A 13,274-nucleotide genomic window follows, 5' to 3' on the forward strand; every position below is an offset into this window, starting at 1 on the left:
CGCTGGCACGCGAGGATGTCATGACGAAGTCGCTCTCCCGCCTCATGGGCGCCCCATTGGCGCTGGTGTTGCTGTGTTGCTTCTGGATTCCGGCATCGGCACATGCCGCGAATTCGCCGGGCACTGCGAGTCATTCGCGTGGATCGGCCAGCAAGAAGCCCATCGCTACCGGCGTCAGGCACGGCACCCGGCCGTCTCGGGCCGCACGTGCGAAGCGTGCGGCCCGAGCGTCGGCCTTCGCGCCGCCTGGCTCGCCGCCGGCGGCACTCGTCGGCGTAGCGCCGGCGCCCTGGCACGACGTGTTCACGCAAGCAGGCGCCTGGGCGTCCGAGCCGATCATCGTCGGTGGCGGCACCCTGAGCAGCACGCTTGGCAATGCCGGACTGACGGAGCTGACCTACGATGTCGTCGCTGGCCCGCGTGCCGGGCTGACGGGCCTGTATCAGACCGTCTGGCATCGTGCGCTCTCCAATCCGGTGCTAAGCACGCAGCTCTTCGCCGGCGCACCTGAATATTTCGGACTGCATTTTTAAGCGTGGCTAACAAAACCGTCCGCATCGATGGCAAGGTCATTGCTCGAACACGCTACCCATCCGTATTATGATGTTCGACGTTGGTCGGCAGGGGGCTGGCCGCCAATCAAATCTCATTGACATGAAGCTCTTGGCTATTTCCGGTAGCTCGCGCCGGAATTCCACCAATACTGCGTTGCTGATGGCGATGAAGGACTTCGTCCCGGCCGACGTCAAGCTGTCTGTTTTTCATCGTCTGGACACCTTGCCGGTCTTCTCACCTGACGCGGAGGAAAGCAATACACCGCCGCAAGTCATCGAGTTTCTGGAACTCGTATCGGCTTCCGACGGCATCATCATATCGAGTCCCGAGTATGTAAGAGCGATTCCAGGTGGCCTGAAAAATGCAGTCGACTGGATGGTTTCTCGATTTGAAGTCGTTGGAAAGCCCATAGTGCTTGCACACGCATCCCATCGAGGCGATGAGATGCTTGCATCTCTGCGGCTCGTGCTTTCGACCGTTAGTGACCGCTTCCTCGAACCCCTGTTCCTGCGCGTCCCACTCATCGGTAAATCTCCGGACGAGATAGCCGATGTGTTGTCTCAACGCGAGTATGGGTCACAAATATCGACGTTCTTGTCTAACTTCGTAGAAGCAATCTCCTTTGAATCGTGCCGGTTAGCACCTGTCACGAGCACCGACAACGGAACGCCCTGAGCGTCTACCGCGACGTGCCGTTCGCATGCCAAGCATGCCGCGGTCAGTTGGGTTCCGCCCCGCCCGGCAACTCGTTCGCGCGCATCGCCATCGCCGTCGCCGTCGCCGTCGCACGCGCGTCGTGCGGACTTGCCTCGCCAAGATCAATGCGGTTAGGATGGTTCCGCACTTCGCGCGTGACATCTCCCCGAGACATGCGGACTGCGGCTTGCGCAAGGTGCGGCCGACGAAACGGCATTGGACGTTGCGCGTCATCCGGTCGAATCAGGCTGCGTCGACCGTGCGAGCCAGGGGCGTCGATTTGGGCGATGTCAGTGGCATCGCAGGGAGAAATGAACGGCATGGCGTTACTCAAGGTCGACGTGGTGAGCACGGAACGGGCTCTATTTTCCGGCGAGGCGCGCTTCGTCGTGGTCCCCGGGACGTCGGGCGAACTGGGCGTGCTTCCGGGACACACGCCCTTGCTCACGGCGGTGCGCCCCGGCACCGTGCGGATCGAAGGGGAAGACGGGGCCGATACGTTTCTCTACATCGCGGGCGGCTTCGTCGAAATTCAACCGGATCGGGTGACGATTCTGGCCGACACCGCGATGCGTGCCGAAAGTCTTGACGAAGCGCGTGCCCAGCGCGCCCGCGAGGACGCCACGGCGTTGCTCGAGACACAGGCGAGCAATATAGATTACGCCAAAGCGCAGGCAGAACTCGCGCAAGCCGTGGCGCAATTGCAAGCCATCCGGCGCCTGCGCAAACAAAAAGAGCCTCGCTGACACGGCGACGCCCCAATCGCACCGCACGTTTTGCCGCCACACTGCGCTGAATCGTCCGCGTGAGCGTCGACACGACGGGCAGTCCGCACGGGCTGCCCGTATTTTTTGCGCCCCGCATTCGGCCCAAGCCGCCCAGTTTTGCCATCCCTCGCCAGACCCCTAACGCACTCCGTCCATCGGCCGCGGGGCGCGGCACGCCCCTATCGATCACCCCGCACGCCCGCGCTCTCGCGGTGCAACCGCCTGCGGTAAACCCTGAAACGATTCCGCTTGCGTCATCTTTTTGAAGTAACTATATTTCTTTCAAATAACAGTTATTGCACTGAGATAATTGTTTAGCGAAAAATGCGTCGATCGCATGGTCACCCTCTCAATGCACGTGTGATGTCACGCGTGCGTGCCCTTGGAGTTCAAATGAGCGAGACAACAAAGCAAACGGAACCGGAAGTCCTGTTCACCCAGGTCGGCCGCGTCGCGGTGATTACGCTGAACCGGCCACAGGCGCTCAACGCCTGGACCATCGCCATGCGCGAAATGATCATCGAAGCGCTTGGGCGGTTCAATGCCGACGAGCGCGTGGCGGCGGTGATCATGACCGGAGCAGGGCGCGCTTTTTCGGCCGGGCAGGATCTGGCCGAAGCGAAGCATTTCGACGGCGACACCGCCATTGAGTGGATCAAGGGTTGGGAGCATTACTACGACGTGATTCGCAGCCTGAAGAAGCCGCTCGTCATGGCGTTGAACGGAACGGCGGCCGGTTCGGCCTTCCAGGTGTCGCTGCTGGGCGATATTCGCGTTGGCCATCCGGGGGTGCGCATGGGGCAGCCGGAGATCAACGCCGGGATTGCGAGCACGACCGGTCCGTGGATCATGAACCATATGCTGGGCCTGTCGCGCACCGTCGAGCTCACGCTCACGGGCCGGTTGATGGACGCCGACGAGTGCCATCGTCTTGGCTTGATCCACCATCTCGTGCCGGAAGAGAAGGTTTTCGAGAAGGCGCTGGAGATTGCGTCCGAGTTGGCCGAGAAGCCGCCGGTCGCGATGCGCCTGGACAAGCAGCGCTTCCGAGAGATGACCGAGGGGACGTTCCAGGACGCCATCGAAGCCGGCATGCGCATTCAGCGCGAATCTTACGAGTCGGGCGAGCCTGCGCGCATGATGGCGGCATTCTTTGCCAAGCGCGCCGCCAAGGCCGAGACCGCAAAAGCCTGAGCGTTGCCGGTCACCGTCGAATGAAGTCTCACCGCCCGGCGTTACGCGCCGCGTGACCGGGCGGCCACCATGACAGGACATGCGCATCGCGTCTGTCCACACGCTAGCGGAGTTTCCCATGTCCCATCCGTTCGACCCGCAAAACCCGTCCCGTCGCCGCCTGCTGCAAATGGCAGGCACTGCCGCGCTCGCCAGCGCCTTGCCGCTGGCCGCTTCGCGCACTGCGTATGCACAGGCGCGCCAGTTGATCGTCTCCGATCCGGGTGGGCCTTACACCACCGCGTACCGGCGGGCCTTCTACGACCCGTTCGAGAAAGCCACTGGCATCAAGGTGGTGAGCGTGGCGCGCGATTCGCAGCCGGTGGCCCAGTTCGCGGCGATGGTGCAGACGAAGAACTTCGTGTGGGATGTGACGACGCTCACGCTCTCGGCCGACATTCCCTATCTGGAGTCGAAGGGCTTTCTCGAGCCCATTGGCATGAAGGCGAGCGACTTCCCGGGCATCATGCCCGAGGCGGTCACGGCCGACTGGCTGGGGGTCGACGTGTACTCGACCGTGCTGGCCTACCGTACCGACAAGTTCCCGAAGGCCGCGCCGCAGACATGGGCCGACTTCTGGGACGTGAAGCGCTTTCCCGGGCGCCGCTCGCTGCGCCGCAGCCCGCTCGACACGCTCGAGCAGGCGCTCATGGCCGACGGTGTTCCCATCGACAAGCTGTATCCGCTCGATCTCGACCGAGCGTTCAAGTCGCTCGACAGGATCAAGCCGCACATCGACCTTTGGTGGACTTCCGGCGCGCAGGCCATGCAGGCGATTCAGAACGGCGATGTCGACATGATGTCGACATGGAACGGCCGCGCGCAGGCGGCCATCGACAACAAGGCGCCGGTGAAGATCGTCTGGAATCAAGGACTGTATTCCATCGAAGGGTGGGGCATTCCGAAGGGCACGCCGCGCGCCGATTTCGCACGGCAATTCGTGCGCTTCTGTGGCGACCCGGCGCGTCAGGCGCTCATTACCCAGGATCTCGCGTATGGCCCGACCAACCTCAAAGCGTTCGATGGCATTGCGAAGGACCGCGCGCCGCTGTTGCCCACGGCCCCGGCCAATCTGAAGGGTATGCGTCTGCCGAGTCCGCAGTGGTGGGCCGAGAACCGCACGAAGGCCACCGAGCGGTTCAATGCATGGCTGTTGTCGTAAGTCGACAGAGGCCACCGAGCAGGATGAGACGAACATGAGCACCAAACTGGAAACCATCGGTCTTGCCAAGACGTATCGCGAGACCCCCGCGCTTCTGCCGACCGACCTGCGGGTCGCGGCGGGAGAGTTTCTCACCTTGCTCGGGCCGTCCGGCTCGGGCAAGACCACGTTGTTGCAGATGATCGCGGGGTTGGTCGAGCCCAGCGCCGGGCAGCTGCTCATCGACGGGCGCGACGCCACCCACGACGCGCCAGGCAAGCGCGGCATCGGGATGGTGTTCCAGAGCTACGCGCTTTTCCCGCACATGACCGTTTGGGAAAACGTGGCGTATGGCCTGCGCATGCGCAAGCTGCCCCGCGCAGCACTGGGACCGGCGGTCGACGCTGCGCTCGCGATGGTCAAGATGCAGTCCTTCGCCCAGCGGTTGCCATCGGAGCTGTCGGGCGGGCAACAGCAACGCATTGCGCTCGCGCGGTGCTTCGCGTTTCGCCCCTCGATCATCCTGCTCGACGAACCGCTCGGCGCGCTCGACAAGAAGTTACGCGAACATATGCAACTGGAAATTCGTCGGCTGCACCAGGAGTTGGGGGCGACCTTCATCTATGTCACACACGATCAGGACGAGGCGCTCACGCTCTCCGACCGGATCTGCCTGATGAATCAGGCGCGCATCGAGCAGATCGGTACGCCGTCGCAGTTGTATGACCGCCCGGCGACGCGTTTTGCCGCGGATTTCCTCGGCCATTCCAATTTGCTGGACGGCGTGGTCGAGCGCACGGACGACGGCCGTATCGCGCTGCGCGTGGGCAACCGGCGGGTGCCGATTGGCCCGGGGGCCGACGTGCCCGCCGCCGGGGCGGCCAGTCTGCTGGTGCGCCCGGAGGCGGCGCGTCTGACGTCGCCCGACGACGGCGCACTCGCGGGCACGATTCGCGAAGTCGTGTTTCTGGGAGCGGACACCCGCGCCATTGTCTCGTTGAACCAGGGCGCTGAGGGCGACGACGGCGCGGACTTCACCGTGCGTTGCCCGCGCGAGCTCACGCCGCGCGTCGGCGAGCGTGTCGGGCTGGCCTGGGATCACGGCCGCGCAACGCTGCTCACGCGCTGAGCGATTCCAGCGATTCCACTCAACGCCCACGTCATTCGTTTCAGGAGTCATTGTCATGTGGCTTGTTCAACGCCTGCCTCAGGCGGGGCCTCGTATTGCCTGGCCGCGGCATATGGCGCGGTGGTTGCCGGCCGTGCCCGCGTTGTTGTTTCTCGCCGTGTTCTTCATCGTGCCGGTCGTGGAGATCTTGCAGGGCGGTCTCTACAACGCCGACGGCGTGCTCTCCGTCGCGCAGTTCGCCCGCATGACGCACTCAGACGTGTACGTCAAAGTGCTGGCCACGACGTTCTGGATAGCATTCCTCACCGCCGCACTCTGCGTTGTGCTGGGCTATCCGGTCGCGTACCTGCTCGCCCGGTTGTCGGCGCGCTCACGCGAGCGCTGGCTCCTGTGGATTGTGCTGCCTTTCTGGACCAGCTATCTCGTCAAGACCTACGCGTGGATGCTGCTCCTCTCCAAGACTGGCCTGCTGACGGTGGTCGCCACGCATCTGGGACTGCTCGACAATGCGGGCACGCTGGCGCCGTCGCTCACGGGGGTGCTGATCGGCATGGTGCACGCGATGCTGCCGCTCGCCGTCATGACCATGTTGCCGATCATGCGCGGCATCAACATGCAACTCGTGCAGGCGGCGCAGACGCTCGGGGCCGATCGGGCGACGGGCTTCTTCACGGTCTTTCTCCCGCTGTCAGGGGCGGGGGCGGCGGCGGCCGGGCTGCTGGTCTTCATCACCAGCCTGGGCTTTTTCATCGTGCCCGCGCTGCTCGGCTCGCCGCGCGAAACGATGGTCGCGCAGCTCGTCATCTCGTCGGTGCTGGACTTGTTCGATCTGCGCTTTGCCGGTGCGCTCTCGAGCGTGTTGCTGCTGTGCTCGATCGTCGTGTTCTTCATCTACGATCGGGTCGTGGGGCTTTCGTCGCTCGCCGGCGAGTCGCCTGAGCGACGCGCCGGCACAGGCGGGCGCGTGTTGCCGGCGCTCATCGCCATTGGACGACTCGCGGGCAAGTGCTCCCCATCGCGAGGGCGCGAGCGCGCGGCGGCGGGCTTCGGTCTCAAAGCCTACGCGTGCGCGGTCGTGTTCGCCCTGGTGCTGCCGATTGCGTTCGTGGTGCCGCTGGCCTTTACCAAGCAGTCCTTCGTGGCCTTCCCGCCGGAACTCTTCACGATGAAATGGTTCGTGGCGTTCATCGAGTCGAGCGTGTGGCAGGCGGCCTTGTTGCGCTCGCTCGGTGTGGGCTTCGCAACCGCCGCGCTCGCGCTGGTGCTCGGTTTCGGTGCGAGCCTGGCGCTCGTGCGGCTGCCCTCGCGCTGGCGCAAGCCGCTGTTCGCCGTGTTCATCGCGCCGTTGATCGTGCCACGCATCGTCGTCGCCGTCGGGCTGCTGTATCTGTTTGCGCGCTGGGGACTCGCGGGCACGAACGCCGGCCTCGTGATCGGTCACACGGTGCTCGCGATTCCTTATGTCGTGGTCACGCTCTCGGCGAGCTTCAAGCGCTTCGACTGGCGGCTCGACGATGCGGCCAAGATGCTTGGCGCGTCGGCCTTCACCCGTGTGCGCACCGTACTGCTGCCGTTGCTGGCGGCGAGCCTGGGTTCGGCATTTCTGTTCGCCTTCATCGTGTCGTTCGACGATCTGACGATCGCCATCTTCGTGTCCGGCGGTATCAACACCACGCTGCCCAAGCAGATGTGGGACGACATCCAACTGGCCGTCACCCCGACGCTGGCTGCGGTGGCGACCTCGCTGGTGTTCCTGATGGTGTTCATCGTCTGGCTGTCTTCGATTTTCAAACGCAAGCGCTATTGATATCAGCGGAATTCCGAATGTCCATGTTCAACGTTGCCCGAGTTGCGCCGGTGAATGCGCAGTCGCTTTGCGCGTCACATCCTTACACGAAGTACTTTCCCCAGCGAGCCGAGGGCGACCGGCTCGATGTCGTGCCGTTGTTGATGGCGGGTCTTCACGGCACGTCGGCCAAGCCGGTCGTCGTGTTTGAAGGCGAAGCCATCGACCGTGCCCGGATGGCGGCGCGCGTAGGGGCCTTTCAAGCGTGGTTCGCGGCGCAGGGGCTTGTGCCGGGTGACCGGGTCGCCGTCATGCTGGGTAACAGCGCGGCGCAGGTGGCTTTGATCTACGCCCTCATGCTGTCCGGACTGGTGTGGGTGCCGGTCAACACGCGTCTGAAGGGCGATGGGATCGAGTATCTGCTCGGCCATGCCAAGCCGAAGCTGCTCATTGCGGAACCCGCCTTCGCCGAGGTGCTGGACGCCGGTGTGGCGCTTGCGGCGCGGCAGCCGGATCATCACGGGACGCGCGTCGTGCGTTGCCTGCTGGCCGAGGTGACGGCACAAGCCGACGCTTACGCCGGCGCCAAGCCGCTGGCGGCGCAGGTCACGCCCGCCTCGGTGCTGTGCATCATCTACACGTCGGGCACGACCGGCGCGCCCAAGGGCGTGTTGTTCACGCACCGCATGATGCGCATTGCCAGTGAGGCTGCGCTGCGCGTGGCCGATGCGCACGATGGCGACCGATTGTTCCTGTGGGAACCGTTATGCCATATCGGCGGCGCACAAATGCTGTTGCTGCCGTTCCTGGCCGATGTCGAGATGCATGTGGTGGAGCGATTTTCGGCCAGCCGCTTCTGGCAGCAATGCGCGGCCGCGCAGGCAACGCATCTGCATTATCTCGGCGGTATCCTCGACATCCTCATGCAACTGCCACGCGAGGCACAACCGGCGCAGAACTCCCTGCGCGTGGCTTGGGGTGCAGGCGTGTCCGCAAGCGCATGGCAGGCCACGCAAGCGCGCTTGCAATGCACGTTGCGGGAGTGCTACGGCATGACGGAGTGCTCGAGCTTCGCCACGCTCAACGACGCGAACATGCCGGGCGCCATCGGCCACGCATTGCCGTGGCTCACGCTCGAACTGCTCGACGATGCCGGGCAACCGGTGGCCGACGGCGAACCGGGGGAGATCGCCCTGTCGAGCGAGGTGGACGGGGTGTTCTTGCCCGGCTACCTCGACAATCCCGAGGCCACCTCGAAGGCGTTGCGCGACGGCAAGCTGTTCACAGGCGATAGCGCGCGGCGCAACGCTGACGGAAGCCTGATCTTCATTGGCCGCCGCACGGACAGCATGCGGGTGCGCGGCGAGAACGTATCCGCGTGGGAGATCGAGCGCGTGTTCGCGCGGCACCCGGCAGTGGCGGCGTGCGCGGCTATCGGTGTGGCGAGCGACATCGGCGAGCAGGACGTGATGCTGTACGTACAATTTCGCGACGGCCAGACTGTCGACTGGCCGGTGCTTGCGCAATGGGCTGCCGACAAGCTCGCCAGTTACCAGCGGCCGCGCTACTATCGCGCGACCGGACATTTCGAGACGACCCCGTCGGAGCGCATTCGCAAGCATTTGCTCTCGCGCGATACCGGTGGGGCGTGGGCGATGTCGATGACGAAGTGACCGGTGCGGGCCAGGTGAGCGCGCCGATGTCTGAAGGGACGGGTGCCGCCATTGTTATCGGCATAAGATATATTGTTATTTTTATGAGATAATCAACCTCCGTCTGCCCCATTCCATAACGATCGTGGCCACCACCAAAACACCTAGTACCCGAGCCAAAGCGGCGGCTGCCGCCGACGCGGCAACCGCGCTTGCCACGTCGGCCGAATCGACGCTTTACGTTCAGTCGGTAGAAAAGGCGATGAAGGTGCTGACCGCGTTCGACGGCTCGAAGCGCCATCTTTCGCTTTCCGAGATCGCGGCGGCCACGGGCTTCGACATCAGCGCGGCGCAGCGCTTCACCTTTACGCTCTCGGCGTTGGGCTACTTGCTCAAGGATCCGCAGAGCAAGAAGTACGAACTCTCGCCGAAGCTGCTGGATTTCACCTATCACTACCTTGTCTCGAACGAGCTGGTCAGTCGCGCCGCACCGTATCTACAGCAATTGGCGGCAGAAACGGAGGAGGCGACGAACCTGACGGTGCGCCTCGACACGGACATTGTTTTCGTGCTGCGTATCGTGAGTCGCAGCGTGTTCAATGCGAACGTGATTGTCGGCTCGCGACTGCCTGCCTATTGCACGTCGCCGGGGCTGGCGATGCTCGCCACGCTCGACGAGGCCGAGGTCGACGACCTGCTCGCGCGGACGAATCTCGTGCAGTTCACGCCCGCCACCGTGGCGCAACCGCGCAAGATCAAGGAGCGGCTCACCCGTATTCGCAAGCAGGGTTATGCGCACACGGAGGACGAGTTCTTCATGGGCGATATTTCGACGGCGGCGGCCGTGGTGAATCAGGACGGGAGGGCCATCGGGGCTATCAACATCGCCGTCCCCCGTGTGCGCTGGAATGCCGAGCGCGACGAGCGGCGCTTCGCCGATCTTGTGATCCAGACCGCCGGCGCGTTGTCGGCTCGGCGTCGGCAGGAAATGTGACGCCGCTTGCCCTGTCATTTTCGGGAGGGGCGCTGGCGCCATGACCTCTCAAAATGGCGTGTTAGAATCCCGCCGCATGGGTATGGAGCAGCGCTAAATTCCGGGAATTCCGGCATCGCGCATCGTGGCACGCAAACCTGCGTGCAGCAAGACGGTGCGCGCTCGGGCACGTAGTGCCGGGCATTCCTGAGAAATACCGATGGCCGGACCGGGGCGGCCAGACGGTGCGCCACATAAGGCGCGCAAGCCGCTGTTGGACTTTCCGTCCCGCATAGCGAACCGCTGCTCTCTCAGACAGCCTTTCAATCCCCGTACTTCAAACTGCGCATCGCGTTCCGGGCGAGTCTGCCCGTGGACTCGCGACGCGTACGGGGGACGGAGCCATGGCTCTTGGTTTGTCGTTGCCGGCGTTGGATCTGCCGACGCTGCAGTTCGTGACCTTTCTGTTGAGCATTGCGACAGGCATTCTGTTCATGCTCGACGCGCTGCGCCGTGACGAATCGGAATCTCCGCGCTGGTGGAGTCTGGCTTTTCTGCTCGCCACATTCCCTCCCATTCTCTATCTGCTCGCCGCCCGCGGCCCCAGGCTCGCGGTGCTCTATCCGCTGGGCAATGCCGTGGCAACGCTGGCCTTCGCCATGGTGTGGAGCGGTGCGCGGCGCTTTCATGCGCGCAGCGTGCAATGGGTCGCGGTATTCGGCGGTCCGGCCGTGCTGCTGTGGGGAACGTGGTTGTTCGCCCGCCCGCTGGACGCGTGGAGTGGCGGCGTTCTATTTTTCGCGCTGCTTGCGCTCTACAGCCTGCTTGCGGCCAAGGAATTCTGGCAGGCGTCGGGATCGAGGCTGCCGAGCAGTATCGTGCTGACGGTCGTTGCCGTGCTGCACGGATCGTTTTACACGGCCCGCGCGGTGGCGCTGGTGTGGCTCGGACCGGACGATCCACGATTTATGGTGGGGTTCGGTCCCGAGGTCGCGACGACGGAAATGCTGGTGCTGATCGTCGTCGCGAGCTTCCTGATGGTCTCGCTAGGCAAGGAGCGCTCGGAAATCGCGCTCCACCGCGCGGCGACGCGCGACGGCCTGACCCAGACGTTCAACCGCCCCGAGTTCATTCGGCTTGCGCGCGAGCAACTGCGTCGTCACGGCGTAGTACGCGCACCGGTGGCCTTGCTGCTACTCGATCTGGATCATTTCAAACGCATCAACGATACGTACGGGCATCCGTTCGGCGACACGGTGCTGCTGTTGTTTGCCCGCACGGCGTCGCAGCAACTGCGCTCGGACGATATTTTCGGGCGCTATGGCGGTGAGGAGTTTGCGCTGTTTCTGCCGGGGGTCGGCGCGCCCGAGGCGCAGTCGATCGCTGAGCGCGTGCGCGAAGCCTTCGCGCAGGCAGGCCGCATAGTGCAGGGCGAGCCAGTGGGCGCGACGGTGAGCATCGGCATCGCCTGCGAGGAGCGCTCGCGCGGCGAGCTGTCGTCGCTCGTGCAACGCGCCGACCGCGCGCTGTATCAGGCCAAGGCCGCCGGTCGGAATCGCTGCGTGCGTTACACCCCGGAGACGGCCATGCCGGCCGCCGAGCCCGCGCCACTGCGAATCGCGTCAGGCGGTTGACGCATTGGCCAGCAGCCGACGGCATGGGGGAGCGGCGGTGGAGGGCTGGCATGTCGGGCCGTCGGCCGTCAATCTGCCGTCAATCTGCCGTCAATCGGCCGCCACATGCACCGGCGCGTCGACCTCGCCTGGGCGCTTCTTCTTGAGCCGGATAAAGAGCAACAGCGGCATGACCATGAGCGTGAGCAACAGCATCAGCCGGAAGTCGTCGAGATACGCGATCATCGCGGCCTGGCGCGTGACTTCCGCATTGAGGGCTGCCATTGCCGCAGCACCGTACGTCTGCACGTAAGTCTCAACACCTTGCGTGAATGGCGTGATGTGCTCGGAGAGCACCGCATGATTGACTTGCGTGTTCTGTGTGAGCAGCGTTTGCACGACCGAAATGCCGATACTGCTGCCGATGTTGCGCGACAGGCTATAGATGGCTGCGCCGTCGGCACGTAGCGCGCCGGGGAGCGTGGCAAACGTGACCGTGGTGAGCGGCACGAAGACGAAGCCGAGACCGAAGCCCTGAATGACACCCGGCCAAACGATGTCGGTCGGACGCAGCGTGAGCGAGTACCCGGCCATCAGGAAAAGCGAATAGGCGGTCAGCGCGAAGCCGAGGCCGAGCAGGTAGCGTACGTCCACCTTGCCGACCAGCCGCCCGACGATCAGCATGGCCGCCATTGTCCCGGCACCGGAAGGCGCTGTCACCAGCCCGGTGAGGATCGCGGGGTAGCCGAACAGATTTTGCAGCATCGGCGGGAGCAGCGCGCGGGTGGCGTAAAGAATAATGCCGACCACGAAGATATAGACGATGCCCGTGTTGAAGTTCCGGTCCCGCAGCAACGCGCGGTCGAAGAACGAATGCTCGCCGGCCGTCCATGTATGAACGACGAAGTACGCGAAGCACACGATGGCGCCGAGCATTTCGAGCCAGATCTCCGTGGAGTTCAGCCAATCCTGTTGTTCGCCCCGGTCGAGCAGTAACTGCAGCAGGCCGATGGCCAGACTCAGGGTGACAAAGCCCAGCACGTCGAACTTTCCGGCTTTCTGTTCCGGCGGCTCTCTCAGATAGGCGGCAATGCCGAGGAACGCGATCAGGCCGATGGGCAGGTTGATGTAAAACACCCAGCGCCAGTTGTAGCTATCGGTGAGCCAGCCGCCCAGCGAGGGGCCGAGAATCGGGCCGACCATCACCCCCATGCCGAAGATCGCCATCGCCGAGCCGTGCTTGTGGGGTGGGTTGATGTCGAGCATGGTGGCTTGCGACAGCGGGACGAGCGCCGCGCCGCAAATGCCCTGGAACAGGCGGGCCGCCACGATTTCCGTGAGCGATTGCGCCATGCCGCACAAGGCCGATGCCATCGTGAAGCCAGCCACGGACCAAAGGAAGACGCGACGGCGCCCGAAGCGCGCGCAGAGCGTGCCCGTGAGCGGTGTCGCGATGGCCGCCGCCACGATATAGGACGTCAACACCCAGGTAATCGAGTCTTGCGAGGCGGCCAGACTGCCCTGCATATGAGGCAGCGCAACGTTGGCAATGGTGCTGTCGAGGGTTTGCAGCACCGTGGCGAGCATGACAGACACGCTGACCAGCGCGCGATGCTTGCCCGAATCGCCCGTCGTTTCGAGGGATGACACAGTAATGCCTCTGAGAGATCGTGGTACTTGTCGTGATGTCGGTGCGATGCATGGGCCCGTCGCTCCGCGTTGTGGCTTG

Annotated in this window: 11 protein-coding genes and 1 pseudogene; 10 read left to right on the forward strand and 2 right to left on the reverse strand. The window is 64.1% G+C overall.

Annotated elements, in window-relative coordinates:
- Positions 1-20: 20 nt before the first annotated feature.
- Complete coding sequence (locus tag ACE3UG_RS14215) at positions 21-533, forward strand: hypothetical protein (protein ID WP_374624912.1); 513 nt, start codon at positions 21-23, stop codon at positions 531-533.
- 67 nt (positions 534-600) lie between these two features.
- On the forward strand, positions 601-1,230 hold the full coding sequence (locus tag ACE3UG_RS14220; protein ID WP_374624914.1) for an NADPH-dependent FMN reductase: 630 nt from the start codon (positions 601-603) through the stop codon (positions 1,228-1,230).
- On the opposite strand, the pseudogene ACE3UG_RS14225 reads toward ACE3UG_RS14220, so the two are convergent.
- Positions 1,179-1,290: pseudogene (locus ACE3UG_RS14225) on the reverse strand (IS5/IS1182 family transposase); the annotation flags it as partial. The gene ACE3UG_RS14220 and the pseudogene ACE3UG_RS14225 sit on opposite strands and share 52 nt — an antisense overlap.
- A 281-nt stretch (positions 1,291-1,571) precedes the next feature.
- Between ACE3UG_RS14225 and ACE3UG_RS14230 the strand changes: the two are divergent.
- From ACE3UG_RS14230 to ACE3UG_RS14265, 8 genes are all read left to right on the forward strand, one after another.
- Positions 1,572-1,997, forward strand: a complete 426-nt coding sequence (locus tag ACE3UG_RS14230) for a F0F1 ATP synthase subunit epsilon (RefSeq protein WP_374625033.1) — start codon at positions 1,572-1,574, stop codon at positions 1,995-1,997.
- A gap of 414 nt (positions 1,998-2,411) precedes the next feature.
- Complete coding sequence (locus ACE3UG_RS14235) at positions 2,412-3,212, forward strand: enoyl-CoA hydratase/isomerase family protein (protein WP_374624916.1); 801 nt, start codon at positions 2,412-2,414, stop codon at positions 3,210-3,212.
- Between the two features lie 118 nt (positions 3,213-3,330).
- Entirely contained in the window at positions 3,331-4,413 is a 1,083-nt protein-coding gene (locus ACE3UG_RS14240) for an ABC transporter substrate-binding protein (RefSeq protein WP_374624918.1), read from the forward strand.
- A gap of 34 nt (positions 4,414-4,447) precedes the next feature.
- Positions 4,448-5,521, forward strand: a complete 1,074-nt coding sequence (locus tag ACE3UG_RS14245; protein WP_374624920.1) for an ABC transporter ATP-binding protein — start codon at positions 4,448-4,450, stop codon at positions 5,519-5,521.
- 55 nt (positions 5,522-5,576) lie between these two features.
- On the forward strand, positions 5,577-7,328 hold the full coding sequence (locus ACE3UG_RS14250) for an ABC transporter permease subunit (protein ID WP_374624922.1): 1,752 nt from the start codon (positions 5,577-5,579) through the stop codon (positions 7,326-7,328).
- A 17-nt stretch (positions 7,329-7,345) separates the two neighbouring features.
- Positions 7,346-8,980: an AMP-binding protein gene (locus ACE3UG_RS14255; RefSeq protein WP_374624924.1), complete on the forward strand. Its 1,635-nt coding sequence runs from the start codon at positions 7,346-7,348 to the stop codon at positions 8,978-8,980.
- 121 nt (positions 8,981-9,101) lie between these two features.
- Positions 9,102-9,953, forward strand: a complete 852-nt coding sequence (locus ACE3UG_RS14260) for an IclR family transcriptional regulator (RefSeq protein ID WP_374625035.1) — start codon at positions 9,102-9,104, stop codon at positions 9,951-9,953.
- A 383-nt stretch (positions 9,954-10,336) separates the two neighbouring features.
- Positions 10,337-11,566, forward strand: a complete 1,230-nt coding sequence (locus ACE3UG_RS14265; RefSeq protein WP_374624926.1) for a diguanylate cyclase — start codon at positions 10,337-10,339, stop codon at positions 11,564-11,566.
- Between the two features lie 90 nt (positions 11,567-11,656).
- Here ACE3UG_RS14265 and ACE3UG_RS14270 read toward each other — a convergent pair whose 3' ends face one another.
- On the reverse strand, positions 11,657-13,195 hold the full coding sequence (locus ACE3UG_RS14270; RefSeq protein WP_374624928.1) for a DHA2 family efflux MFS transporter permease subunit: 1,539 nt from the start codon (positions 13,193-13,195) through the stop codon (positions 11,657-11,659).
- Positions 13,196-13,274: the final 79 nt, after the last annotated feature.

This window comes from Pandoraea sp. (assembly GCF_041919235.1).
Classification (GTDB): domain Bacteria; phylum Pseudomonadota; class Gammaproteobacteria; order Burkholderiales; family Burkholderiaceae; genus Pandoraea.

Coding starts and splice junctions, on each gene's coding strand:
- ACE3UG_RS14215 (WP_374624912.1), top strand. CDS start 21: ATGACGAAGTCGCTCTCCCGCCTCATGGGCGCCCCATTGGCGCTGGTG.
- ACE3UG_RS14220 (WP_374624914.1), top strand. CDS start 601: ATGATGTTCGACGTTGGTCGGCAGGGGGCTGGCCGCCAATCAAATCTC.
- ACE3UG_RS14230 (WP_374625033.1), top strand. CDS start 1,572: ATGGCGTTACTCAAGGTCGACGTGGTGAGCACGGAACGGGCTCTATTT.
- ACE3UG_RS14235 (WP_374624916.1), top strand. CDS start 2,412: ATGAGCGAGACAACAAAGCAAACGGAACCGGAAGTCCTGTTCACCCAG.
- ACE3UG_RS14240 (WP_374624918.1), top strand. CDS start 3,331: ATGTCCCATCCGTTCGACCCGCAAAACCCGTCCCGTCGCCGCCTGCTG.
- ACE3UG_RS14245 (WP_374624920.1), top strand. CDS start 4,448: ATGAGCACCAAACTGGAAACCATCGGTCTTGCCAAGACGTATCGCGAG.
- ACE3UG_RS14250 (WP_374624922.1), top strand. CDS start 5,577: ATGTGGCTTGTTCAACGCCTGCCTCAGGCGGGGCCTCGTATTGCCTGG.
- ACE3UG_RS14255 (WP_374624924.1), top strand. CDS start 7,346: ATGTCCATGTTCAACGTTGCCCGAGTTGCGCCGGTGAATGCGCAGTCG.
- ACE3UG_RS14265 (WP_374624926.1), top strand. CDS start 10,337: ATGGCTCTTGGTTTGTCGTTGCCGGCGTTGGATCTGCCGACGCTGCAG.